Genomic DNA, 24797 nt, shown 5'->3' with positions numbered 1-24797 from the left:
AAGCTGACCCGCTCCGCAGCTTCTGCATGAAATTATTTTAATTGGTTTTTGTTCTCCAGATACCACTCGTTGACCGTCTTCTCTACGGCATCGCCTCCCAGGCGCTTCCATTCCTTGCGGATTTCATCAATGCCGGTTTCTGCAGTCATGGAGGTCCCACCTGTCACGACCTTGGCCTCAATTTGCTGGGCAATCGGAGCGAAGGTGGCAATCAATTGGCTGACCTCCGGCTGGCTCGGACCGTAAGCGATATCCCGGCGGTACGTATTTTTCATGGCCAGTGTCAGGGAGTTGGCCTTTTCCTTGGCGTATTCCTGGGACAAGGCGTCGGAGGCCGCCATGACCGGGAACCATTCCGGCTTCTGCTCATATTGGTTGACAATAGGCAGCTCCCGGGCAAAAGTAACTTCCTTGCGGAATTTATCAGCATCAATAATCTGGGGTACACCGTCTACATCTTTGTAATGCACATTTTCCTCTCCGTACTTCAGAGGCTTCCAGCCAGTGTCGATCATCCAATCCAGAAATTTGAAGGCTGCTTCAATCTTGTCCTCTTTGAGATTGCTGTTAAATGATACGAAGATACCCGGTGATGCCTCCTGATACAAGCCGCTTTTGCCATATGGGGTGGAAAGGGATTCCAGTGCTGTCATCTTGGCCTCAGGCACATTCTTCTTCAAATCAAGGAACTCGGCTTCCATATTCCAGGACCCCAGCATAATGCCTGCCTTGCCCGTCGTCCAGAATTGCATGGATCTCTGGAAGTTTTTATCTGTGATATACTCCTTGTCAATCAGACCGCCGTCGAAAAGCTGCTTTTGGAAGGCCAGACTGTCCATATAGCGGTCGGTTACTCTGCCGTATTCCAGCTTGTCGCCGTTTACATACCACTGGCTCTCCGATGCCATAAATAATTCTCTAATAATCGGTACGCCATTGCCGTTGAACACGATCGGCACAGTATCCGCCTTGCCGTTGCCGTCCGGGTCACCATCCTTGAATTTCTTGGCTACCTCGATCAATTCGTCTACGGTTGTCGGGGTCTTGAGTCCCAGCTTTTCCAGCCAGTCCTGTCTGATCCACATGCCATGATTGGCAATGCTTTCGACGCCGCGCACACTGGCAACGGCGTACTTTTTTCCGTCAAAGGTAAGATAGGAGTCGAGCTCCGGATGCTCCTCCAAATATTTTTTGTAGGAGGTGCTGTATTTCTCTATATAAGAATCTATAGGCTGTATCGCACCCTGATTGACCAGTTGGGCAATGTAGTTGCGGTCGTACTCCCAGATGAGGTCTGGAGCGCTGCCGGAAGCAATCAGTGTATTCAGCTTGGTCTGGGCCTCGTTCCGGGGAACCGGCACCCACTTGACAGTCGCAGGAGCATTGTTATTGATCCACTTGGTCCAACGATTGCTTTCATAGTTTCCCTCCTCAGCAGGCACTTCGCCACGATCAAAGACCGAAATGCTGATCTCTTTCTTGGCTGAAGCTTGCGAGGAGGGGCTTGTCCCACCCGCTGTCGAGGCACTTGAATCCTTGTCGGAACCACAGGCTGCCAGAGCTGATACCGCCAGGCAGGCTATCACTACTGTTAAGGCGGCTTTCTTGAATGTTGCCAATTGCTTCATCCCCTTAAAAAAATTTTTTATATATCAAGAGAAGGCAGCTGTTGCAGCTCTTCTTCAATGATATCAGCCTTTAACGGAGCCAATTAATACACCTTTGACAAAATGCTTCTGGAGAAATGGATAAACGCATAGAATCGGCAGGATGGCTATAACCACGGAAGCTGCCTTGATTCCTTCCGGTGTCAGGATGACGGCGGTCGCCCCTTCACTGCCGCCTCCACTGTTCAGCAGACTCTCGTCCACCTGCTTGATCATTTGGTAAAGCTTGAGCATCAAGGTCTGGAGCTTGGAGCTGTTAATATAGAGCATGACGTTAAAATAGGAATTCCACCATCCCACAGCATAGAATAGGGACAACGCCGCGATAATTGGCTTGCATAAGGGCAACATGATCTGGATCAGGATACGCCAGTTTCCAGCTCCATCAATGGAGGCGGATTCCTCAATTTCCTCCGGCAGCCCTTCCATAAAGCTTTTCATGACGAACATGTTGTAGGTACTGATCAGCCCCGGCAACCATAAGGCCAAGTAGGAATCCATCATTCCCAAGTTCTTGATCAGAATAAAATTGGGAATAATTCCGGATATGAAGATCATGGTGAAGGTGATGAACAAGAGAATCGGTCCCCGGCCATACAGCCTTTTACGGGACAAGGGATAAGCTGCCAGAATGGTCATAAGTATGTTTAAGGCGGTGCCCACTAAGGTTACGATGACCGTATTACCCATGGCGTGGAGCAGTTGGCCATCCTCGAGCAGCCTACGGTATGCTTGTACATTGAACTCTACAGGCCAAAAGTATACCTCTCCGGCAGTAATGGCTCTGCTGCTGCTGAAGGATGCGGATATCTCATACCAGAAAGGATATAAGGTGAGGAGAGACAGCAGCCCCAGAAGCAAATAATTCAATAGGCTGCCGGCAAGAGCCAGCGGCGAGGCATCTTTCATCATTCTTTTCATCATGATTACCATAGCCCCCTTTCCCCGAACAGGCGGATCGACCGGTTCACACCAACAACAAGAATCAGACTGATCAGGGATTGGAATAAGCCCAAGGCTGTCGTATAGCTGTAGTTCATATTTTGCAGTCCTACCCGGAAAACGTAGGTACTGATGACATCAGCTACATCTAGTACAGAGTCATTTTGCAGCGAAAGGGTCTGCTCTAATCCCACATCCATCATGCTGCCCATCCGCAGAATAAGCAGGATGGCAATGGTGCTGCGGATGCCCGGTAAGGTAATATGCCAGGTTTGACGCAGCTTGTTGGCCCCATCAATCTTGGCTGCTTCATACAACTGTGTATCAATAGCGGACATGGCAGCCAGGTAAAGGATCGTTCCCCAGCCAGCTTCCCGCCAGATGGAGGAAGCAGTGTATGCCACCGGCCACCAGCTGGAACTGGCCATGAAGTAGATGGGCTCCATGCCGAATACATGCTGCAAAATCAGATTAATGACCCCTGTGCTGGGTGACAGCATAGTAATCAGGATTCCACCCAACACTGCCCAGGAAATGAAGTGCGGGATGTACAGCAGGTTTTGGATCAGGCGTTTGAAGCCTTCCAACCGAATTTCATTCAATAGGAGAGCCAGTACTATCGGGACCGGAAAGCCTACAACGAGGCTGTACACATTGAGCAGCAGAGTGTTGCGGAATACGCGCCAGAAGTCTGTGCTTTCGAACAGCATCCGAAAATGCTTGAATCCTACCCAGTCGCTTCCTACAATGCCATCGGCAAACCGGTAGTTTTTGAAGGCAATAATTTCACCGGCCATCGGTGAATATTTGAACAGCAGGTAGAAAACAATTACGGGCAGGAGCATGATGTACAGGGATTTATCATATTTAATACGCTTCCATTTGAATTTTTTTCTCGCCATGGAAGCACGCATTGTCAGGGCTTCCGGTGAAACGGAAGCCTCTATAGCAGTTAACGACTGTTGCTTTCTCATCTCTCGCATCCTCTCCAAACCACAGCATTTATATGTTTGAGGGGCCCCCTCGCAGAATTAATCTTACTGGCATGACAGGCGGCTGGATACAGATTCGTTATGACGAACGTCGCTTTTTTTGACAAATGGAAGGTTTCATTTTTCTACTATGGTATCCATTTTTGCAGTGTGCTCCTCACAAGCCTTATTCCGTAAGGCTTTTTGTGAATACAAAGAGCCCTGCCGTGATATCAGGCAGGACTCTGCGATGGCCTCTCTTACAAGAAGCGCTCCCGGTATTCCGTTGGTGTAAGACCTGTGTACTTCTTGAAGCTGCGCATGAAGCTCCGGCTGTTGGTATAGCCGACTGCCTCGGATACGTCATAAATCCGGACGGTTTTATCCTTCAAAAGCTCTTTGGCTGCGTTGATGCGGATTTCGATCAAGTAGTCGATGAAGTTGCCTTCGGCATGCTCTTTGAACTGCCGGCTAATATACGCAGGATTCAAATGGAATTCATCAGCTAGCTTGTCTAGGGACAGATCACTATCCTGATAATGTTGCCGGATATAAATCAGTATTTGGTCAATGGTATCATTTTTGCCCCTTTGCATCCGTTTCTCTTCTATAGCCCCCAACAGCCGGAGCAGCAAAGTACTTACCAATTCCTCGGTTTGCCTCCAGTTGTCAGATTTCTGAATCACCTCGTGTGCCGTGCCGATTTCCGCCTGGATCTCATTGACGTCAATGCCGATGGAGTCTATCATTTGCATGGCTCTCATGACCAGCTCAAACGATAATTGCTTGAAAAGCTCTGGCGGAGCATTGTTCTTGACCGCTGACATAAAGACATCCTGAACCAGCATTTGAAGCTTGTCCCGATCTGCCTGCTTAAGGGCTTCCAGAATGCGGTCAATTCGCTGGGGAAATTGATAATAATCCTGGCTTTGCAGGGGCTGCAAATCCTCAATGGAGATGACGGTCTGGGGTCCGGTTACCATTTTGTAGCGTAATGCAACCTTGGACTCCTCATAAGAGCGGGGAACGTTGCCCAGCTCCCGGTAGCATCTCCCTACACCTGCGGTGACCACCAGCCCGATTTGTTTGCTCATTACATCCAGAATATGCTCCAGCAGTGTGGCGGCACGCAGATGATTCTGTGCCTCGTCTCCCTCCGAGAAACTCAATAGGATAACAACCCGGCAACCTCCAAGATCAATGGCCACACCTGCGTTCTCTCTATAGATAATTTCCTCGGCCACATTGCATAGCGCATAGGCATAGAGAATTTCATCCCGTGGGGAAATTCCGCCTTCCTTGCCGAATTCCGCGGTGCACACGACAAACCATTCGGGATACAAGCGTACTCCTGTAAATTCCAGATGAGGGATCACCGTCGAATATACAGTCCGGTAACCGGTCAATATATCCATCACGGTTCGCCATTTCAGCATAGGCTTGGCATCTCTCACCTGCTGTTCCAGACCTTCCCGATCCAAAAACATTTGCTCGATGACATCGTCCAGATAGGACAATCCCTTATGGGGAGTGCCGTCAAACCGTCCAGCCTGCACAGGCCGATACTTGCCGGACAGCTTGCCAATCAATGCGTCCATAGGACGGAAAGTTCTGCGGCTGACGTAGAAAAGAATGATTAGCGCAATTGCAAACATCAGTACGCTAAAAGCAAGGAGCAAATTGCGGGTCACTGTAAGGGGGCGGTACATCTGGTCCTCCGGTACAATGCTGACAATCTTCCAGCCTGTGTAAGTCGAGGTTGTATAAAACACCATCTGCTTTTCCTGCTCCGGCTTGATGCTGAAGGAACCGGCATCCGGGCCAATCAGTACGTTTTCAAGATATGGCATATCCTTTAAGGAGCTGTGCAGCTTGGATTTATCATTATGGGTAACGACTTGACCCTGCTGGTCAATAACGAAGGTTTGCCCCTTGTTTCCATCCTGGTAAATATCCTGAATCATCTGGTAGAGCACACTTTCCTTCATATTTACTGCCAGCAGCCCGGTGCGGAAGCCCGGCTTGCTTAATGCCGGATAAGAGCGGATCAAGGTGACCACATCCTCCAAGGCCATGCCGTCGGAAATCTGGTGTGTAGGCAGCCATTTGAAGTAACCATCCATATTCAGATATTGGGTAAGCCATTGGTCCTCTGTTCCATCGTTACTGATGTAATTTTGCTGGGTGAGAATGTCACCGCTTACATGAGAGTAAACGTAAATGGATGAAAATTGCAGATTGCGGTTCATGAACGTCCCAAGCTTACTGTCCAACCCATAAAAATTGGCATATCTCTGCGCATCATCCTTATAGACGTTGTTCATGAAATAGACAAATTCAAGCTCATTGGTCAACTGCAGCAAATCCTTTTCCGTCTGCTTGAAGGAAAGTTCTAATTTTTGATTTATCTGGTTTAAAAGTGCAAAATTAGTTTCCTTCAACTGGCTGCGGAGCCCTCTGACGGTTCCCATGTAAGAGAAGAGGAAGGTCATGGATATGACCACCAGCAGAAGACCGCCGTAAATAAGGATTACCCTGCCTGTGAAACTGGATTTCATTTCAGCGCCCCCTCAAAAGTTGTAAATTCCATGATCATAAAGCGTGATGAGATGAAACGCCGATAACATTTCAAATAGATGTACCAGCGGAGCAGACTCGTATTAAATATTAACAATAGCAAAGTCGCAGGCCGGAGGGTTAAAATGAACGAAAAAAAGACTCTCTGCTGCAGCTGGTAGCCAGAGAGTCTTTCCATCCGCTGGACTGGCTCAGGCTATTACCGGGGGCTGGAAGGCGGATTCTCCACTGATTTCCGCTCAATCAGCTGAACCGGAAGGGTGATGCGTCTGCGTTCTGCTTGGGGGCTGTGAATCAACTCCATCAGGAGCAGAGCGGCTTCCTGCCCCATCTTCCGAAAGGGCTGTACGATAACAGTGGGTGGAACCCTGAACAGTTCCGGGTAGGAATAATCGTCGAATATGACCAGGGAAAGATCTTCGGGAATTCGGATGCCCAAATGTTCAGCAGCTTTCATAATCAGGGAGCCGTGTACGTTGTCGAAGGCCACCAGCCCGGTAAGGGTAGTCTGAGTCCTGAGGAAATTGATAATGCCTTCAGGTGTAGGTTCGAACAGCCGGGCAGCGTGATCCACCGGAATAAGGTTGTCGGCCAAAGCCTGCTCATAGCCGTGAAGCCGGTCCTCCAGCGAGGTTGTGCCAAGAACAGGGGACGAGATGCAGCCAATTCTCCGGTGTCCCTTGCTGATCAGGTAGGAGACTGCCTGATATGCTCCGTTCTCATTGTCTGAACAGACACAATTGGTCTCCACGCCGCGCAAATAACGGTCCAGTACAACGACAGGATATTGCTCCATGGTCAGACGAAGCACTTCCTCGTTATATGTTTCACCATGAACCGGGAACAAAATAATACCTTTGGCGCCGCTTTGGACAGCTTCCTTCAGCATAGCGAGCTCCCGTTCCCGGGATTCCCGGGCGTTCATGAACAGGACCCGGAAGCCTCCATCGGCTGCTGCTGCTTCAATGCCAAGAAGCAGCTCGGAGCATATAGAGTCCAACGTGTTTTGAATAATAAAGGCTATGAACGGGGGGGCTGATAATCTTTCTCCCGCATACTGTGGCGCTCCGGCCACTGGATGGAGCGAGAATGAGTTTATGGAGACTGGGCTGTCCATCGCCTGCATAATGCTATCCGCGCCTTCTGCCACAAAGCTTCCTTTTCCTTGAACCCGGTATACAACTCCTTCTTCGACAAGTGTCTTCAAGGCTTGCTTCACCGTAATCCGGCTCCCCTGGAACAACCGGGCCAGCTCATTCTCCGAGGGGAGCGTATCTCCCGACTTCCAGCTTCCGAGGCGGATTTGTTCAGTGATGTATTCGCGTATTTGCAGGTAGATTGGAATTCGTTTGTTTGGCTCCTTCATCTGTTTCCCTTTCACACTTTTGTATATTGGTATATACAAATATATAAGTTAAAAAAGCAGAAGTAAAGCTGAAAAATCATTACTAATTGCTTACTTACGTATGGTGCATGCATATGTATAATGTCTCGTATATATATTACTTTTTATATACAAATATACAACTTAATCTGGAGGAATCCAATATACCGTTTGCCAAAAGAATCGAACATTTTATTCAGCTAGGAGAGTAGGCTGACTGAGACAGATTTGATGGAGGAGGCCACAGGGCGCAGCATCACGATACGTGACGGCGTTTCAGCATTCAGCATAAACCCGTATAAGGTGTTCACCTTCAAGCTTGCCTCTGACCCGATCGGATAATGGGGAAATCATTAAAAAACGGAGAAGTAACATGAAAAGCAGCAAATTAGGAACAGACCCGCTGGCTGCCGGTTGTTATAATGGAATCAGCTATGTGTCATGGAAAGGCTGGTGGAGCACCTGAATTACAGCAGGGAGATCGAGCGGAGTATTGATTATATTGAGGAGCATCTGCGGGAGAACCTGACGGCGGAAGACATCGCGTCCCAGGTGGGGTATTCGCTGTATCATTTTTGCCGGATGTTCAGCCAGTGCCGGGAGATGCCGGTTATGGAATATGTGCGCAGCCGGAAGCTGTCCCTGGCAGCAGTAGAGCTGTTTAACGGGCGGCGGATTATGGATATCGCGCTGGATTATGGTTTTGAGACTCCCGGCGGTTTCGCCAAAGCCTTCCGCAAGGCCTTCGGCTATAGTCCCTCGCAGTATGCGGCACGGATGGACGGCTATCTCCGGGACAGATCGGTGTACCAAATCGGGGATTATATTAGGGAGCCCGTGATGGTGAGCAAACCGGCGTTTAAGGTGGCTGGTTATGGCATAGAGACGAACGTGGAGTCCGGGAGTTATACGCAGGATGTCGCTTCCTTCTGGTACTGCTATGACGGAGATAATCTGGAGAACAAAATGTATGCCCTGTTGAACCCGCCGAAGCACGGTGAGGTCGGTTTGTGTGTCCCGGCGCAAGGCGGCGGCAATGCCGTCTACCTGCTGGGTGTCATTGTCGATGATTTCAGCCTTGTGGCTGAGGATATGCTTACGGCTGTTGTGCCTGCTGCGCAGTATGCCGTGTTTACTACGCCTCCGGTGGATGCCACCGATGAGGCGAATCCGGACGCTTTTGCCCAGGTGGTGAAGAGTACGTGGAGACATATCTTTGAGGATTGGTTCCCGGAAAGCGGATATGAGCACGCCAAGGGCAAGCTGAACTTCGAGTTCTATGACGAGCGGTGTCATGCGCGGGTGGATACGGTGATGGAGATCTATGTTCCTGTAGTGGAGCGGCCGGGAAGCAGGGGCTGATTTTGCATGATTTTCCCCGCCTGTGTTACTGTATAACGGACAAAGGAGGGGACCTATGGAAACAATCCTGATCATTGAAGATGATGCCAAGCTTGCAGGGCTGCTGAGTGCATACCTCTCTAAATATGATTATCATACCATCATTATTGAAGACTTCACTAACGTGCTGGAAGCCTTTAAGGAAAGCGCTGCCGGTCTTGTGCTGCTGGATGTCAATCTGCCCAAGTATGACGGTTATTACTGGTGCCGCCAGATCCGCCAAATTTCGCTTTGTCCAATTCTGTTCATTTCGGCTAGAGACAGCGGGATGGACCAGGTGATGGCGCTGGAGAACGGCGGCGATGATTATATTACCAAACCGTTCCACTACGAAGTCGTTTTAGCCAAAATCCGCAGCCATTTGCGCAGAGCCTATGGTTCTTATGCACAAATTCAGGGGGAGCGTACACTACATTCAGGCGCTCTAACCCTGTTTCCTGAACGTTATACTATCCAGTATGCCGGGGAATCCATGGAATTGACCCAGAAGGAGGCCATCCTGATAGAAGCGCTGCTGCTGAAGGAGGGGCGTGTGGTCACCCGGGAGAAGCTGCTGGATCTTATGTGGGAGGACCAGCATTTCATTGATGATAATACCTTGAATGTCTATATTACACGTGTCCGCAGGAAGCTCAAGGATCTTGGCGTGGGAGATGTTGTAGAAACGGTAAGGGGCGCCGGCTATCTTCTGAATCTAACGGGGAAAGCACCATGAGATTATTCTGGAAGGACCAGCTTCCTCTGCTGCTCTTCTACCTGCTGCAAGTGCTCCTGGTTCCGGTGTTGTATTGGATCTCAGGCGAGAACAGGCCTCCCGTGATCATAGGATACGGTGTACTCCTGAGCGGCAGTATTCTTCTCCTGTACCTCGGTTACCGTTATGTTCAACACCGCAGGTTATATAAGCTGTTAAGCACTCCACGTAACTTCTCTGCGGATGATTTGACCCCCCTTGGAGATGTTGCGCTTCCCGAGGCCATTCATGAGTTACTACAGAACATGGACCGCCAGTATCAGGAGAAGATGAATGGGCATATCCGGCAGATGGACCAGCATATTGTGTTCATTAACCGCTGGGTGCATCAGATGAAGACCCCTATCTCTGTCATACAGCTCATACTGCAGGATCTGGAGGACGAAACCGCCGGCAGTATTCAGGAGGAGGTGGAGAAGTTGCGCAAAGGACTGGAAATGGTCATCCATACCTCCCGTCTGGAACGTTTTGAGAATGATTTTCAAGTAGAACTATTGTCCCTCCGCAAGACCGTCGCCAATGCGGTATCCGGGAACCGGAGATTATTTATCCGCAGGGGGGTCTCCGTGAATATTCTGGTTGATGCCGGGACCCATGTATACAGCGATGCCAAATGGCTGATGTTCATGCTGGGCCAAATTTTGACCAATGCTGTCAATTACACGGTCGGTTCCGGCAAAGCGGTGACGATCTCTGCACACCCCCGCGGCAAGGATACAGTTCTGGAGATTTCAGATCAGGGTATCGGCATTTCTCCCGAGGATTTAAAAAGGGTATTCAACCCATATTTTACCGGTGAACGCGGGCGTCAATACCATGAGTCCACCGGAATGGGACTTTATCTGGTTAAGGAAATCTGCACCAGACTGGGACATGCCGTCGAATTGGAATCCCAGCCCGGAGTAGGAACTGCGGTGCGGATTATTTTTAACGGCCAAGCCCCTGCACAGTAAACCGAACATAACCTTAAGCGATGTGTAAGATAGCCTTAAGGTAAAACCATAGCAGCGGAATAGCTCATCCTGTACATTGGAACAAGGATAAAGACCAACACACAGGTAAACACTTGTTTCCTTAAGGAAAGGATGATTTCAGTGATCGTATTGGAAGTCAAAGGACTGAATAAAGTATATCCCGGCAAAGTGAAGACCCAGGCACTTACAGATATTCATCTCAGTGTTGAGAGCGGGGAATTTGTAGGTATCATGGGACCCTCAGGCAGCGGTAAAACCACATTTCTAAATATGGTATCCACTATCGACCAGCCCACCTCCGGAGAGGTGAATATCAACGGCAATAATCCTTATAAGCTGAATAAGAAAGATCTGGCCCATTTCCGCCGCAGACAACTCGGCTTTGTCTTTCAGGATTTCAATCTGCTAGAGACATTAACCGTAGCTGAGAATATCGTGCTTCCTCTTACCCTAGACAACCGTAAGCTAAGCGAGATGGATTCTCTGCTGCAGAAGGTTGCTGAACAACTTAACATTAAGGATATCCTGAATAAACGCACCTATGAGATATCGGGCGGACAGCGGCAGCGGACTGCTCTTGCGCGCGCAATTATTACTTCTCCTGCGATGATCCTGGCTGATGAGCCAACCGGTTCCCTGGACTCTAATTCCTCACGGATCGTTATGGAATCGCTGGCGAACATTAACCGTACGCAAGGCACCACGCTATTGCTTGTTACCCATGATCCGCAGGCAGCGAGCTACTGTAACCGGATCATCTTCATTAAGGACGGCAAGCTGGCTGCCGAAATTCACCGTGGCGATAACCGTCAGGCCTTTTTCCAGAAAATTATCGACACACTATCGTTTTGGGGAGGGAATAGTCATGAGCTTTCCTCAATTCGCGTTTAATAATGTACGGCGTAACGCCCGGGCTTATATTGCTTATTTCCTGAGCAGTTCTTTTATGGTCATGGTGTTTTTTGCTTATTCCGTATTCATTTATCATCCCGGGATTGCGAGTCAGGATATGGGTCCCATGGCGGTAACGAGTATGCAGGTCGCAGCCTACATTGTGTATGTATTCGCTTTTTTCTTCGTACTGTATTCCATCGGAACGTTTTTGAAATCACGTAATCTGGAGTTTGGGATTCTAACCATCCTGGGTGCCCGGCCAAACCAGATTAACCGGCTAATCTTCCTTGAGAATATGCTGATCGGCATTGTTGCCATTGTAACCGGAATCGCAGGGGGGATGCTTCTCTCCAAATTATTTCTGCTGCTCAGCACGAGGACAATTGGAATTGAGGATTTACCTTTCTACTGGCCTGTCCAAGCAATGCGGGTCACCTCCCTGTCCTTCGTCTCCTTGTTTCTGTTTATTTCCATCTTTACGTTGCTGCTTATCCGCAATAACAAAGTACTGGATCTGCTTCAGGGAAATGTTAAACCGAAAAAACAGCCAAAAGCCTCCGTCCTTCTGTCCTTAATTGGCGTAGTGCTGCTGATTATCGGATTTTATGCCCTGCGGATTGAACTCAGTCCCTCTGCTATTATTTCGGCCGCTATTGCGGGAATTACCGGCACCTATTTGTTCTACTCCCAGCTGTCTGTTGTTTTCATTCGTCTGCTTAAGCGCAGCCGCAGGTCTACCTGGCGTGGCACGCGGCTGTTGTGGACTTCAGAAATGAGCTATAAACTGCGGGACAACTCGCGGATGTTATTTATGATTACAGTAGTCACAGCCTTGGCTAGTATGGGGGCAGGGTATGTTCTGTCCATCATTCAGGCCGGAAGAGAAGAGTACAACGGGAAACCTTTTGCCATCACCCAAACGTATTACCGGACCACATCGGCAGATCCGGACCGGAGCAAAATTCACCAGGAGCTTAAGGCAGCGGGTGTGGAGTACACGGAGAAGAGAACCGACTTGCTCTCTGCCTCGGTCCAGGATGAGGGGGGGCGTGAGAACGGCTTGTATCTGATCGGGCTTGCCCAATATAATGAGCTTGCGCCTTTGGCTGGTCTCCCGGTCGTAACCAGACTGGGCTCAAATGAAGTAGTTCTTCTGGCGTCGCCAGAGGTTGAGAAGAATGATTATATCCGTGACCAAATGGTGACCTTGGCTGAACAGCCCGCCGTATCCCTCTATGTCAAGGAGAGCGTTACTACAGAATCGATTGGGTTCATCAGTTCATTTGCTCCTGTGCTGATTGTGCCGGAGAAGTGGATGGAGGTGGTAAGAGTAGCCCGATCGGCTGAAGAGGGAAAGGAGGTCAGACCTTATATCAGTTATCACTATAAGGTTCCGGCATGGGATACAGGTTCACTGCCTTCCATCGACAGTCAGGAGAACATCGTAGGCACCGAGCTGAGACAATGGAATACCGGGATGGAAGGGGAAAGTGATGAGGTGTTCGATTTAACTTCACGCGCCGCTAATTATTGGCTCCTTAAACAAAGTACAGCCATGCTCAGTTTCGTCAGTGTTTTTGTTGCTTTGATTTTTTCGGTTGCATCGGCCAGTTTTTTATACTTCAAGCTGCATAGTGATCTGGCTGCAGATATTCGTATGTACCGTGCGTTATCCAAGATCGGGCTAAGCACAAGTGAAATGTCAGCATCGGCAACCAAACAGATTGCGATACTCTTCTATATACCCATTGTGGTGGCTGCCGTTCAGAGTCTGGTTGTCATCAGCCCTATCCTGGAGACGGGAATAATGAATGTGCTCAAGCCGGTACTGATCACATTTGCCGGGTATCTGATTCTGCAAAGCGTCTTTTTCATCATTGTGAAATCACGATATATACGCAGTCTGAAGAAAATGATGGTTTGAACAGGAAGATTTGGTGGCGCATCTGAATTACAGCAGGGAGATCGAACGAAGTATTGATTATTTTGAGCAGCTTCTAAGAGAGAACCTGACGGCAGAGGAGATTGCTGAGATTGCGCTGGAGTATATTTCGAGACCCCCGGCGGCGCAGTGTCAGAGGAGGATGAAGGTTAGACTAGAGGGTTACATGAAACCACTTAGCAGGTGATTGTAAGATGTGGTACAATGTGCCCGTCAGTTCAGTTTAACAATATACATCCCGCAAAGGAGTTAACCATGGCTAAACAACGCAAGATTCTTCTAACCATAACCGTATTGTATACCTTGCTTGTTCTTTATTTTATGTTCTTCGCCTTCGGCAGAGGAGAATCGTATGACCACTCGCTTGGCTACACCTTTATTTTTATGCCTGACAACTTCATTAAGCTGCCGTCTCCAGCTGATCTTCTGCATCCCAGCCTAATGAGTATGGTGGGTTTCGGGAACACTATTGCTTTTATTCCTTTCGGTATATTGATTCCATGGCTGTACCGGGTCAGCTTCGTCCGGTTCATCACCTTATTCTTCATAGGGATTCTTGTGCTGGAAACAATCCAGGCCCTTACGTTCCTGGGCAGCTTCGATATCAACGACGCGCTTCAGAATACGATTGGAGCAGCCCTCGGTTTTGGGGCCTACAAGCTTGGTTTTCGTTCCCGCAGCCTCGGGCGCAATCTGGTGGCAACGGCTATATCGGGGTTGGTTCTCTTTATAGCTTTATGGGGATTAGGGGCGGTGGTAGACAAAATAATAACTAAAGTAGAGGGTCCGTTTACGGCGATCACTGAATGGACGGACAGTTCGGGCAATTCATCCGCTAAACCGGACAGTATTCAAATCAACGGACAGAAGATACCGCTCCGCTATAACCTATATGGCGCTGAAGACGGAGATTCCAGAACGTTCACGTACAAGTCTGAGGGACAGACGATTTTCTCCTTCAATTACGGAAACCCTGAACCCACAGATTATTCCGGAAGCATCAGTATGACCCTGGATGGCAGGGAGATCCTGACCGGTTCTGGAGAATATCAGCGGAGTAATCCGGAAGTGTACCCGTCTCCATTCTGGATACCCCTCGAGCCGGGGAACGAGTTGAAGCTCACGATTAAGGGCGAATTGAAAATATGGGATGTCGGGTATAAGAAGATGCAATATTTCTGGAACTAAGTTCATAGCCCAGGCTTACAGCTGAACTCTTATATTCGGAGCAGGATAGCGTGCAGTCGAATGTGTTTAAGGATTTTCAGATACCGCTTGGTAGACGGTTTGACTTCGAAGTCTAATACGACAAGTAGAAACGGCTTCGCCGTCCTCATAAAGGACGGTACCCATTCAGCGAGAAATAGAAGGATAAGTTATCATTTGCAACGTATAAATTCTTATATTTTCAAACAAGCCGCAGAGTAATTGCATTTCGCAATCAGCCTGCGGCTTGTTAGTCGAGCATATACACGTTACCTACATAAACTTCCGCTGCACCTTTTTGCCGTCATAGGTAAAAAGGGCTTTTTTGTCTTCCACGACGGTCTGGAGATGTACGGTGCGGCCCCAGAGGGCGTAGATATGCGGGAGCGTGCGCTCCAGATATTTCAGATCCAGCTCGATGCTCTCATAGTGGTGGGCGATCAGCAGTTCCCCGTTGCGCTCATAGTCGGCATCCTGGACGACGAGGTACGGGGAGCCGCCGTTAACCCGGGCCAGCACAAGCTGATCACGCACATTTTCCCAGGCTTTGTCGGTGATTTTCCATTCCGGACCTTTCTTCTCGAAGACATAGAGGTCGAGATCACTCACCAGCTCCTTCGACAGATAGCTGCGGATAAAAGAGGTGTCCGAATCCAGTTCACGGACCTCGAATATTTTGTCGCGGTCCCAGCGGCGTTCGATGTCCTCGAAGATCTTCAGTCCCAGGTAATACGGGTTCAGACTCTGGCGTGAGGGCTGTACTACAGATGAGTTGAGCTTGGCGTACTCGATGGTCTCTTCGGCTGTCAGATCCAGCTCACGCATAATTCGCTGATGCCAGTACGAAGCCCAGCCTTCGTTCATGATCTTGGTCTCCATCTGCGGCCAGAAATAGAGCATTTCGTCATGCAGCATGGTCATGATGTCGCGCTGCCAATCCTCCAGAGCGGTGGAATACTGCTGGATGAACCAGACGATATCCTTTTCCGGCTCGGGCGGGAAGGTGCGTTTGCCGGCGGTTTCCGGCGCGGGGGTATCGGCATCCGGGCCTTTTTCCAGATCCCACAGCTCGCTGTAGGCATGTGCCGGTCCGGGACCGCCGGGCGGGAAGTCCTTGCGCTCCTTCATTTTGGCTTCGAGCAGATGGGTCTTGCCGAGCTTGCGCGGCTGGATCAGGCTGGGATCGATATGCTCCTGGACCGCCAGCACCGAATCAATGAAGCTCTCTACCGCATCCGTTCCATAGGTGACGGAATAATCGTTGATCCGGTCGGCGGTGGCCGCCATGCTCTCGACCATATCCCGGTTGGACATCGAGAAGCGCATATTGTTCTTGAAGAAATCGCAGTGCGCCAACACGTGGGCTACGATTAGCTTGTTCTGCACCAGGGAGTTGCCGTCGAGCAGGAAGGCGTAGCACGGGTTCGAGTTAATGACGAGCTCGTAAATTTTGCTCAGGCCGAAATCGTATTGCGACTTCATTTTATGAAAAGTCTTACCGAAGCTCCAATGTCCGAACCGGGTGGGCATCCCGTAGGCACCGAAGGTATAAATGATATCCGCAGGACATATCTCATAACGCATCGGATAAAAATCGAGGCCGAAGCCGGTAGCAATCTCCGTAATCTCGGCAATCGCCCGTTCCAGCGCTTTAATCTCATCACCGGGCATGCATCCATCTCTCCTTCCAGCTTGTGAACCGTTCTTCTTATGTATATGGGCGGAGGGGAGGGAGTATGATGGGGAAGAGTGAGGCATGAGAGGGCAGATGAGTTATTGTACAAAAAATAGCCTATCCCACAGCGAATACGCAAAGAGGTTAGGCTATTTATTCGTTCTGGGTCTTGTTCAGTAACTGGGCAAACTCCTCTTCGCTGTCACTGTATGTGGAAATTCCATCTCTGCGATCCTTTTGAGCTTGTTGAAGTTGGGAGAGAACACCTTCATCATTGAAGATAATCGAAGTCATTTGCTTCTTTTGTTCATCTGTATGTATTCTGGCCATTCGAGCCACTCTCGGTCTACAAAAAACACGAATCTCAACCTTCAATTTTTCATTTCCGGTATGTGACACAATCACGCCGTCCTTAGATTGTAGAAGCTCCATAGTCGCTTCTTGGGGATCTTGAATAGCACGGATCAGTGCGACTTCATCCACAAACTTAGTGTTGCCTTCGGTATGTGATGCAAGGATTTGCAGCTTGACGTATTGATTGGGATAAATCTTCCGAACCTCTTCCCATTGCATGGCTGGCACCTCGAATTTGGTTTGTCCTTATATTGTATCAGAATATGATCCATATAAAAGCTCTCCAAAACGATGTACATCGTTCATGGAGAGCCTCTTTGCGTAAACCCCTTGGAGATTCGAAGCCAGCCTAAATATTTATTATTCTACCTCGGTGTAGAATATTTTAAGTAGCATATTTTGTGAATAATTTCCAAAGTGCTCCCCGAAAATAGTAAGTCCACCTTTGTTCTTAGAATGATCATCAATACTAATCCTCAGCTTGATGAAGGGGGAATCTTCGATCTTTAAATGGGCAAGGGTAACCGATGATATTTTTTGACCGTCTATTCCAGTATCTTTCTTGGTGACTCTTAAATGTTTCAAAAGGCCGTACTGGCTTAGTTCATTATCCCACCAGGCTGGTGTTAATTTCCCGCGCACATCTGAAAAATTACCTGGAGCCGTCCAGGTGCCTATAAAAACATCGTTGATATAAAAAGCGATATCACTTGGCCAATTATTGTTGGAACCAGGAAACTCTGAAGAGAGCTCTAAGGATAACTCTAATAATTCTGCAGTGAAATTGTGGTTGAACTCATTCGGAATCATATATTCAACGAAGCCCTCGGCAAACCAAAGTAAGGAAGCATCGATCCGGTCATTGGATACGAAGGTCCGTTGATCATCTAACTTTCCGATTACTTTGGCGGGGCTGGCTAATCCGCATGTAGGGGTGACCGAAAAATTAGAATAGTATCCGAGCTTAATTTCATTAGTAATTACATTAAAAGGAAGATGGAGCTTCTTCGGTAAGTTGAGGGCAATATGATCAACAGCAAGAATGAAATTCTTCTTTCGGCTATCAGTAACCTCTAAGTTGTCCTGGAGCTTGATGATCTTGGCGTCCTCCAGTAACCGGATATGGCGTGAAACGATAGCTTTGCTTAAGTTTAGCTTTTTCGCGAGCTCACTGACCGTAAGCGGTGTATGTAACAATAGTTTGAGAATGGAAGCTCTTGTGTCAGAGGCCAGTGCTTTCAAAACAGAAATACCATTCTCATCGAGTTCTAAGAACATAAGTACCTCCTCATCGGGATCAATATAGCTTCTATATAAGACGCACTTAAGTATTGAACTTGAAGCTTCGTCGTCACTGCGGTGAACCTTTGGACTTCCGGCCGCTGTTGTCCCCAGATTTCTTCATCCAATCCGCTGTTCGTGGTGGAAATCCGGTGACTGGGTATGCTTCCGTAGCGAGCTTTCCTGCGGAAAGCTTTCAGGCGGTCGCTACCGCTCCTACAGTTCCAAATTTCCCCTCCGCTTCTTTTGCTTTTTGTTAATTTCTTTAGTGAGTCTTATTTAGCGGATATTGAACATTATAACTTATTGTTAACTTTTTTGTTAACAATATTAGGTTCAGTTGAGCGGTAATTTTATTTTGTATACCACAAAGTTGAAAATCACGAATAACGTTGATACAAGCTTGAAAGAACGCTTTCATCATGATAGTATTTGCTTGCTTGTGAGGAAGGGTTACTGTTGAACTCGCACAAAAGTTAACTATTATTGTTTCGGGACTAATAGGATAGGAGATGAAGCTAGATGTCACATCGGATGGAATACCCGCGTCCACAGTTAGTTAGAGACGCATGGCTAAACTTAAATGGAGCATGGCAATTTGAATTTGATGACAAGAATGTTGGAGCTGCACAGCGATGGTATGATCCAAGCCAGAATTTTAGTCAGACCATTCAAGTTCCCTTTGCTTTTCAAACCCCTGCAAGTGGAATACACGATACCTCTTTTCATGACTATGTCTGGTATAAGCGTAATTTCACACTTGATCCAGGTTGGGTTAAGAAGCGTGTTGTCTTACATTTTGGAGCGGTAGATTATAGAGCCTGGGTGTATGTGAATGGTCATTATATCGGCATGCATGAGGGAGGGCACACTCCATTTTCCTTTGATATTACGCATGCTTTAACCGGACAGGAGGAACAGGTGACTGTTCATGTGGAGGACCCTTCACAGGATGAGACTATACCCCGGGGCAAACAGTTCTGGCTTGAGAAGCCCGATAGCATCTGGTATACCCGCACGACAGGGATTTGGCAGACCGTGTGGCTGGAGGCGGTGAACCCTGTTTATATTCATCAGGTGAAGTTCCACCCCGATGTAGATCAAGGGAGCATTGGCATCGAGGCTGAATGTGGGGGATACGGATCAGAAGAATTAGATTTGGATATCCGTATTTCTTTTCGGGGAGTGCCTGTGGTTCAGGATCGGGTACGATTGTTGCAGCCCATAACGCGCAGAACGGTAGATCTCTTTGGTTTGAAGATATTCCGGACTAACTTTCATCATGCCGGCTGGACCTGGACTCCGGAAACTCCTAATTTGTTTGATGTTGAAATGAAGCTTTACGATCATGGGGTTGAGGTGGATGGTATACAGTCGTATTTCGGCATGCGGAAAGTTCATACAGAGAACGGTATGGTCTATCTGAATAACAAACCTTATTATCAAAAGCTTGTACTCGATCAGGGTTACTGGCAGGAAGGATTACTTACTGCGCCAACGGATGAACACCTGAAGACAGATATTGAATTAGCCAAAGAATTAGGGTTCAACGGCTGCCGTAAGCATCAAAAGGTAGAGGACCCGCGGTTTCTGTACTGGGCGGACCGGCTAGGGTTCCTGGTATGGGGAGAATGTGCTGCCAGCCCTTCTTACAATAGTGATGCTGTGGCCCGTTTAACCAAAGAATGGATTGAAATTATTGATCGTGACTTCAATCATCCCTCGATTGTTGCCTGGGTTCCGCTTAACGAAAGCTGGGGAATTCCGAGGGTGAAATCGGATAAGCAGCAGCAGTATCACAGCTTAGCCATGTATAGTCTTATTCATTCCCTGGATGATACCCGGTTAGTGATATCGAATGATGGATGGGAAATGACACGGACTGACATATGTGCGGTACACAATTATCAGCATGGCCGGGCAGATGAGCCTAATAAGTATGAAGAGTATAAGCGGATGCTGTCTACGAAGGAGACGATGCTTGCTTCAACTCCATCGGCCCGCAGTATATATGCAGACGGTTATGAGCATCGGGGAGAGCCGATCTTGTTAACTGAATTTGGCGGGATAAGCTATAAGGCAGGCGCTGACGATGGTTGGGGATATACCAGTGCACAATCTTCCGAGGATCTTGTTCTGGAATATGAGAGAATCATGAAGGCTGTATACGCTTCTAAGATTATTTATGGTTACTGTTATACGCAGTTGAACGATGTGGAGCAAGAAATTAACGGTCTATTGGCCTATGATCGAACACCCAAATGCGATATGACGTTAATTAAAGAAATTAATAGTCAATGGCATCTGCGGACCATTTAGCCTGAACATATTGAATGACAAGGAGCTTAGGAATCCATGACAAATGAAAACCTGCTTCAAAAAATTGGGCTGGTAGTAGATAAGCTTATGAATCTGGGCGGCAGCGACTATGAAAAGGATAAAACCGTGGTTCAGGCCGATACAAAGTTAGGGATTGTGCAACGGGATTTCGGAATTGAAGAATGGGACTGGCCGCAGGGCGTCGGTCTGTATGGTCTTTACAAGCTGCAGAAGGTTTACGGCGATCAACGCTATATTGAATTTTTACAGAATTGGTATTCCCGTAATCTGGAGGTTGGACTGCCTTCCAAAAACATTAATACGACAGCTCCTTATTTGGCTCTGGTTCTGCTCCTGGATCAGCTTGAGCCTTCCAGCCAACTGGAAGAGCTATGCCGGGAACATGCGGATTGGCTCCTTCATGAGTTGCCCAAAACCAAAGAAGGAGGCTTTCAGCATACGGTCACTGCCATTGGCAACCGGGATGAAATTCACTTGCACAATGGACAGTTATGGATTGATACGCTCTTTATGGCGGTTCTGTTTCTGAACCAGGCCGGGAGCAAGTTCAACCGGCCGGAGTGGCAGCATGAAGCTGAACACCAGATTCTGCTCCATATCAAGTATCTGTTCGACAAGCATACCGGCCTGTTCTTCCACGGCTGGAGCTTCGAACGCAATGATAATTTCGGCAGTATCTTCTGGTGCCGCGGTAATTCCTGGTTCACTTATGGCATCGTCGATTACCTGGAAGCTTGCCAGGATACGATTAGCCCGGGTATCCGGAAATTTCTGGTGGATACGTATAAAGCTCAGGTCAATGCCTTGGTATCCCTTCAGGCAGCTTCCGGCCTGTGGCATACAGTTCTGCAGGACCCCACCAGCTATGAAGAGGTATCTGGTTCGGCTGCAATTGCCGCAGGTATCCTAAAAGGCATTAAAGCCGGTATTCTCGATTCCTCCTATCAGGCTGCGGCAGATAAGGCTATTCAGTCGGTATGTCACAATATTAGCGGAGATGGAACTGTGTTGAATGTGTCGGCCGGAACCGGGATGGGAATGGATAAGGATCATTACAAGAACATTACCCTCATGCCGATGGCATACGGACAGTCCCTGACTCTTATTGCCTTGTATGAAGCTCTAAAATAAACTCAGCGTAAGCTCATAGATTTATTCATCTCTTCTTGGATACAAACAGCCTAATCCTTGAGCAGTTACGCCAAAGGATTAGGCTGTTGTATCTTCTGTATCCGGTTACTCGTACACCCGCACCTCAATAATCTCCGCGTACTCGCTGCCGTTCGTCTCCAGAACGATAACGCGCAGGCGGTCTGCTACGACAGCTTCGCTCAGCAGGTGCACATGCTTGCGCTTGTGATTGTCACTTCCTGCGGCGACTGCCGTCCAGTTGCCGTTCACGTAAGCTTCAATACGATAATCCTTGACGAGCGTCGGCAGGACTTCATATGGCGTAATATGATGATGCAGGTTAATCAGATCCTCGTTGACATCGTCATTGAAGGTAACGTGCACCTCACGGAGGGTTACGGGTGCGCTCCAGGCCAGCTCAAGCCATTCCGGGCGGCCGGAGTTCATTCGGTCAGAGGACCACAGATGCGGGCCGCCGTAAGGACGCAGGTATCCGTCCACTGCCTTGTCTGCGGCGAAGGCTTGGGTTGGCCCAGACATGCGGATGCATGGGGCCGTGTGATCGAATTTCTTTTTGTCCCACAGGACTACAGGCTGTGCGGGCTGATTCTGGAAATCCAAGGATACTACAGGTGTGTTGCTGTGCCCATAGGCGAGCATCCCCGAAGTCGGCTGATCTGCCATATGCAGGGTGATTGCCGCATTAGCCTTGATGATCAGAAAAGCATTGCACGGCGTCTCCGGCTGCCAGCGCAGGTCGAGCTTCACCCATTGCTGCGTACCGGAGATGACAGAAACCGATGCGGATTGCAGAAGCGCATAGGGAACATAATTCTCGGGACGTCCGGTCTCCCATAGCTGAACGGTCAGCTCCGCTGCTTCACTTGCGTCGATCAGCAGCTCCATTCCTTCCAGCAGAGGATCGACCGGAAGGGTGACGCCGATGTCAGCTGTAAGAGGGACGCTGAATGCCGGATGCTCCACTGCGAAGCGGTTCCGTTCGCTGGAGGCGCTGACGGCAGCCTGGAGTGCCAGGTCGGCTGCGTCTTCATTGTTCAGACCCAGGATAGAGGCATCCTGGCGGAGCATCGTCTGCTGCAGCTCCTTCAGGTGGTTCGCATGCAGTTCGCGCGGCGTTACTCCCTTGGCAGCGCAGAGCGCAGCGCCGGTGCCGGCCGCTTCGCCGATGACCGCGCAGGTAGCCATAACGCGGGTCGTCCCGAACGCCACATGCGAGGCGCTGATGTCACGGCCGGCCATCAGCAGGTTGTTCACATTCACGGAATACAGTGAACGGAACGGAATGTGGTAGCTGCCGTCAGAATACATATGCTTCGAGCCGGATTCGGTGGCATAGACTCCCTGCGGCGGATGCAGATCAATCGACCAGCCGCCGAAGCCGATGCGGTCCGTGAATTCCCGCTGCGCAAGGATATCGTTCTGGTTCAAGATATAGTCGCCTACGAAGCGGCGGTATTCGCGTTTGCCCGGAAGCGAACCGACCCATTCCAGCGTCATGTTCCCGGCATCGAAATTCCCGGAGTTCTTAATATAGTCCCAAATCCCGTAAATAATCGACCACAGCTCGTTGCGAATGGCCTCATTGTCATGAACCGTATCCTGTTCGCCGCCGAACTCAATCCACCAGTAGGCGCAGCCATTATCGCCGCTGCGGATGATGCGGTTCTCAGTGATGGACGTCTTTGTAATATCTATGGCCATTGAAGGAGCTATATATTTGACCGGATGGCCGGCATCCTTGGTATAGAAGAGCAGGGTGCTGCCGAGGGTAATATCATCTGCAACCAGCGGTGCCCATTCTTCACCCAGTTCATCATGCGCTTCGCGGCCCATCCGGTATTCTGCACCCGCCAGGAACCCGACCAGCCCGTCTCCGGTGCAGTCCAGATAGACCGGGCTCTCAAAGCGGATGCTCCGCTCTGACCCCATCATCCACCCGGTAACCGAGCGGATACGCCGCCCGCCGCCTTCTTCCTCATCGGCCTCGGCTTCATGCACATCCGTGTTCAGGAACAGCTGAATATTCGGTTCTGCCTGCACGGCTTCCAGCACAACCATATCCCACAGGTACGGATTCCCGTCCTTGTTGCGGTACTGGTTCTCTACAAATAGTTCCCCCATAATCCCCGTCTCCCGGGCATACCGGTGAATGCCATGCGAGGTGGCGCCGCACACCCATACCCGCACTTCACTGCTGGAGTTGCCGCCAAGTACTGGACGGTTATTGACCAGTGAGACACTCTGCCCTAGACGGGCCGCTGCAATCGCCGCACATACTCCCGCCAGACCTCCGCCTATAACGGTGACATCCGTTTGGACCGTTTCTTTGCGCATTATTGAACCTCTCCTCTGACTTATGGTAATATATCCGTAGTTTCATGATAAAATAATATATCATCAAATAACATGCATATAATTTCTGAGAGTATATACTTTATTTCATTTCGTTATTGCTTGGAGGGAGAGCTGTGCATGCGAAATAATTGGTCAGTTCATCCAGTAGCCTATCTCTATTGGGAGCAGAAAAAGCAGTTCCTGCTGGAGCATGATACCTATCCCGTGTGGACGATTTTTGCGGTTGAACAAGGACAATTCGCCTACCGGTTCGGAGATCATGAGGGAGAGGCCGGATGGGGGGATATCATCGTATGTCCTCCGGGTACGGCCTTTTACCGGAGAACGGTGACAACTTTAACCTTTCATTTCATCCAGTTCGAATGGGAGGAGAAGCCGGGGCTTGAAGAAGCAGCCGCAACGCTAGGCGGAAGGTGGACGGTCAGGGATGTGGAGCGTCTGCTGTCGACTTACCGTTATATGAGGAACATCGGAAGAAGCATTCAGGAGGAGCCGGGCTTTGGACGAATGAAGCATATGCTGGAGGATTTGTGGAGACTCCTTGATATCGAGCGCAGCTTTGCGGCGGAGGAAGTGCAATCCGAAGGGGAGAGTTCCGATCAGGATATGCAGAAGGCCAGGCAATGGTTGCTTGAGCATGCCTGCACCCCTATGACGATGCAGGAGCTGGCGGCCACGCTTAGTATCACACCGGTGCAGTTAACACGGCGGTTCCGGGCAGCTTATCAGGCGACACCTTCAGAATTTGTGACCGGAATCAGGCTCCAAAAAGCCTGCCTGCTGCTTGAAGATTCCACACAGTCCATTGAAATCATCGCCCAGCAGTGCGGTTATGAGAATGGCTTCTACCTGAGCCGCGTGTTCAGCGCGAAGCTTGGTTTAACCCCATCCAGATACCGCAAGCTGCACCGGCTATAATAATTCGCCA

General features: G+C 49.2%; 19 protein-coding genes. 10 read left to right on the top strand and 9 right to left on the bottom strand.

Translation table 11 applies throughout. From position 1 onward, the window contains the following. Nucleotides 1-32 precede the first annotated feature (32 nt). The 5 genes from MKX70_RS29665 to MKX70_RS29645 form a co-directional block, all read right to left on the bottom strand. Nucleotides 33-1619 carry an extracellular solute-binding protein gene (locus MKX70_RS29665; protein ID WP_442950507.1) on the bottom strand — a complete coding sequence of 529 codons (1587 nt, stop codon included), beginning with the start codon at nt 1617-1619 and terminating at the stop codon, nt 33-35. Nucleotides 1620-1691: 72 nt separating this feature from the next. After that, nucleotides 1692-2591 (bottom strand): carbohydrate ABC transporter permease, encoded by a 900-nt coding sequence (locus MKX70_RS29660; protein WP_231637813.1) that lies wholly within the window; start codon nt 2589-2591, stop codon nt 1692-1694. A gap of 2 nt (nt 2592-2593) precedes the next feature. Next, nucleotides 2594-3583 carry an ABC transporter permease gene (locus MKX70_RS29655; protein ID WP_331281909.1) on the bottom strand — a complete coding sequence of 330 codons (990 nt, stop codon included), beginning with the start codon at nt 3581-3583 and terminating at the stop codon, nt 2594-2596. 257 nt (nt 3584-3840) lie between these two features. Further along, the gene (locus MKX70_RS29650) at nt 3841-6138 is read right to left on the bottom strand and encodes a helix-turn-helix domain-containing protein (RefSeq protein WP_042234260.1); all 2298 of its coding nucleotides are present in this window, start codon (nt 6136-6138) and stop codon (nt 3841-3843) included. Nucleotides 6139-6356: 218 nt separating this feature from the next. Next, nucleotides 6357-7523: a GntR family transcriptional regulator gene (locus tag MKX70_RS29645; RefSeq protein ID WP_042234262.1), complete on the bottom strand. Its 1167-nt coding sequence runs from the start codon at nt 7521-7523 to the stop codon at nt 6357-6359. 459 nt (nt 7524-7982) lie between these two features. Here MKX70_RS29645 and MKX70_RS29640 point away from each other — a divergent pair, with 459 nt between their 5' ends. The 7 genes from MKX70_RS29640 to MKX70_RS29610 all read left to right on the top strand — a co-directional run bounded on the left by MKX70_RS29640 (nt 7983) and on the right by MKX70_RS29610 (nt 14694). Further along, the gene (locus MKX70_RS29640) at nt 7983-8903 is read left to right on the top strand and encodes an AraC family transcriptional regulator (RefSeq protein WP_231637814.1); all 921 of its coding nucleotides are present in this window, start codon (nt 7983-7985) and stop codon (nt 8901-8903) included. A gap of 55 nt (nt 8904-8958) precedes the next feature. Beyond that, nucleotides 8959-9657, top strand: a complete 699-nt coding sequence (locus tag MKX70_RS29635) for a response regulator transcription factor (protein ID WP_042234264.1) — start codon at nt 8959-8961, stop codon at nt 9655-9657. Beyond that, on the top strand, nt 9654-10649 hold the full coding sequence (locus MKX70_RS29630; RefSeq protein WP_042234266.1) for a sensor histidine kinase: 996 nt from the start codon (nt 9654-9656) through the stop codon (nt 10647-10649). The genes MKX70_RS29635 and MKX70_RS29630 overlap by 4 nt, the downstream gene beginning before the upstream one ends. Nucleotides 10650-10790: 141 nt before the next feature. Then, nucleotides 10791-11561, top strand: a complete 771-nt coding sequence (locus MKX70_RS29625; RefSeq protein WP_042234268.1) for an ABC transporter ATP-binding protein — start codon at nt 10791-10793, stop codon at nt 11559-11561. Then, nucleotides 11536-13488, top strand: a complete 1953-nt coding sequence (locus MKX70_RS29620; RefSeq protein WP_042234270.1) for an ABC transporter permease — start codon at nt 11536-11538, stop codon at nt 13486-13488. The genes MKX70_RS29625 and MKX70_RS29620 overlap by 26 nt, the downstream gene beginning before the upstream one ends. Before the next feature lie 13 nt (nt 13489-13501). After that, nucleotides 13502-13693, top strand: a complete 192-nt coding sequence (locus MKX70_RS29615; protein WP_042234272.1) for a hypothetical protein — start codon at nt 13502-13504, stop codon at nt 13691-13693. A 68-nt stretch (nt 13694-13761) separates the two neighbouring features. Then, nucleotides 13762-14694, top strand: coding sequence for a VanZ family protein (locus MKX70_RS29610; protein WP_042234274.1), 933 nt, complete (start codon nt 13762-13764; stop codon nt 14692-14694). 291 nt (nt 14695-14985) lie between these two features. Here MKX70_RS29610 and MKX70_RS29605 read toward each other — a convergent pair whose 3' ends face one another. The 3 genes from MKX70_RS29605 to MKX70_RS29595 all read right to left on the bottom strand — a co-directional run bounded on the left by MKX70_RS29605 (nt 14986) and on the right by MKX70_RS29595 (nt 18019). Then, nucleotides 14986-16383 carry a SpoVR family protein gene (locus MKX70_RS29605; protein WP_340841408.1) on the bottom strand — a complete coding sequence of 466 codons (1398 nt, stop codon included), beginning with the start codon at nt 16381-16383 and terminating at the stop codon, nt 14986-14988. Between the two features lie 157 nt (nt 16384-16540). Continuing rightward, entirely contained in the window at nt 16541-16960 is a 420-nt protein-coding gene (locus tag MKX70_RS29600; protein ID WP_063840069.1) for a hypothetical protein, read from the bottom strand. 141 nt (nt 16961-17101) lie between these two features. Beyond that, entirely contained in the window at nt 17102-18019 is a 918-nt protein-coding gene (locus MKX70_RS29595) for an ArsR/SmtB family transcription factor (RefSeq protein ID WP_042234324.1), read from the bottom strand. Between the two features lie 537 nt (nt 18020-18556). On the opposite strand from MKX70_RS29595, the gene MKX70_RS29590 reads away from it, so the two are divergent. Continuing rightward, the gene (locus MKX70_RS29590; protein WP_340841407.1) at nt 18557-20341 is read left to right on the top strand and encodes a glycoside hydrolase family 2 protein; all 1785 of its coding nucleotides are present in this window, start codon (nt 18557-18559) and stop codon (nt 20339-20341) included. A 36-nt stretch (nt 20342-20377) separates the two neighbouring features. Further along, complete coding sequence (locus MKX70_RS29585) at nt 20378-21493, top strand: glycoside hydrolase family 88/105 protein (RefSeq protein ID WP_042234332.1); 1116 nt, start codon at nt 20378-20380, stop codon at nt 21491-21493. A 105-nt stretch (nt 21494-21598) separates the two neighbouring features. Here the strand turns inward: MKX70_RS29585 and MKX70_RS29580 are convergent, their stop codons facing one another. Further along, complete coding sequence (locus tag MKX70_RS29580) at nt 21599-23848, bottom strand: FAD-dependent oxidoreductase (RefSeq protein WP_042234334.1); 2250 nt, start codon at nt 23846-23848, stop codon at nt 21599-21601. Between the two features lie 138 nt (nt 23849-23986). On the opposite strand from MKX70_RS29580, the gene MKX70_RS29575 reads away from it, so the two are divergent. Continuing rightward, on the top strand, nt 23987-24787 hold the full coding sequence (locus tag MKX70_RS29575; RefSeq protein ID WP_042234338.1) for an AraC family transcriptional regulator: 801 nt from the start codon (nt 23987-23989) through the stop codon (nt 24785-24787). Nucleotides 24788-24797: the final 10 nt, after the last annotated feature.

Source organism: Paenibacillus sp. FSL R7-0312 (assembly GCF_038004445.1).
Classification (GTDB): Bacteria; Bacillota; Bacilli; order Paenibacillales; family Paenibacillaceae; genus Paenibacillus_AQ.
Note: the sequence above shows the minus strand (reverse complement) of the source record. Positions and strands in the feature narration are given on the sequence as shown.

What these genes read in the sequence shown, in the direction of transcription:
- MKX70_RS29660 (WP_231637813.1), bottom strand. Translation starts at nt 2,591, where the DNA reads ATGATGAAAAGAATGATGAAAGATGCCTCGCCGCTGGCTCTTGCCGGC.
- MKX70_RS29655 (WP_331281909.1), bottom strand. Translation starts at nt 3,583, where the DNA reads ATGAGAAAGCAACAGTCGTTAACTGCTATAGAGGCTTCCGTTTCACCG.
- MKX70_RS29650 (WP_042234260.1), bottom strand. Translation starts at nt 6,138, where the DNA reads ATGAAATCCAGTTTCACAGGCAGGGTAATCCTTATTTACGGCGGTCTT.
- MKX70_RS29645 (WP_042234262.1), bottom strand. Translation starts at nt 7,523, where the DNA reads ATGAAGGAGCCAAACAAACGAATTCCAATCTACCTGCAAATACGCGAA.
- MKX70_RS29640 (WP_231637814.1), top strand. Translation starts at nt 7,983, where the DNA reads ATGGAAAGGCTGGTGGAGCACCTGAATTACAGCAGGGAGATCGAGCGG.
- MKX70_RS29635 (WP_042234264.1), top strand. Translation starts at nt 8,959, where the DNA reads ATGGAAACAATCCTGATCATTGAAGATGATGCCAAGCTTGCAGGGCTG.
- MKX70_RS29630 (WP_042234266.1), top strand. Translation starts at nt 9,654, where the DNA reads ATGAGATTATTCTGGAAGGACCAGCTTCCTCTGCTGCTCTTCTACCTG.
- MKX70_RS29620 (WP_042234270.1), top strand. Translation starts at nt 11,536, where the DNA reads ATGAGCTTTCCTCAATTCGCGTTTAATAATGTACGGCGTAACGCCCGG.
- MKX70_RS29610 (WP_042234274.1), top strand. Translation starts at nt 13,762, where the DNA reads ATGGCTAAACAACGCAAGATTCTTCTAACCATAACCGTATTGTATACC.
- MKX70_RS29605 (WP_340841408.1), bottom strand. Translation starts at nt 16,383, where the DNA reads ATGCCCGGTGATGAGATTAAAGCGCTGGAACGGGCGATTGCCGAGATT.
- MKX70_RS29600 (WP_063840069.1), bottom strand. Translation starts at nt 16,960, where the DNA reads ATGCAATGGGAAGAGGTTCGGAAGATTTATCCCAATCAATACGTCAAG.
- MKX70_RS29595 (WP_042234324.1), bottom strand. Translation starts at nt 18,019, where the DNA reads ATGTTCTTAGAACTCGATGAGAATGGTATTTCTGTTTTGAAAGCACTG.
- MKX70_RS29590 (WP_340841407.1), top strand. Translation starts at nt 18,557, where the DNA reads ATGGAATACCCGCGTCCACAGTTAGTTAGAGACGCATGGCTAAACTTA.
- MKX70_RS29585 (WP_042234332.1), top strand. Translation starts at nt 20,378, where the DNA reads ATGACAAATGAAAACCTGCTTCAAAAAATTGGGCTGGTAGTAGATAAG.
- MKX70_RS29580 (WP_042234334.1), bottom strand. Translation starts at nt 23,848, where the DNA reads ATGCGCAAAGAAACGGTCCAAACGGATGTCACCGTTATAGGCGGAGGT.
- MKX70_RS29575 (WP_042234338.1), top strand. Translation starts at nt 23,987, where the DNA reads ATGCGAAATAATTGGTCAGTTCATCCAGTAGCCTATCTCTATTGGGAG.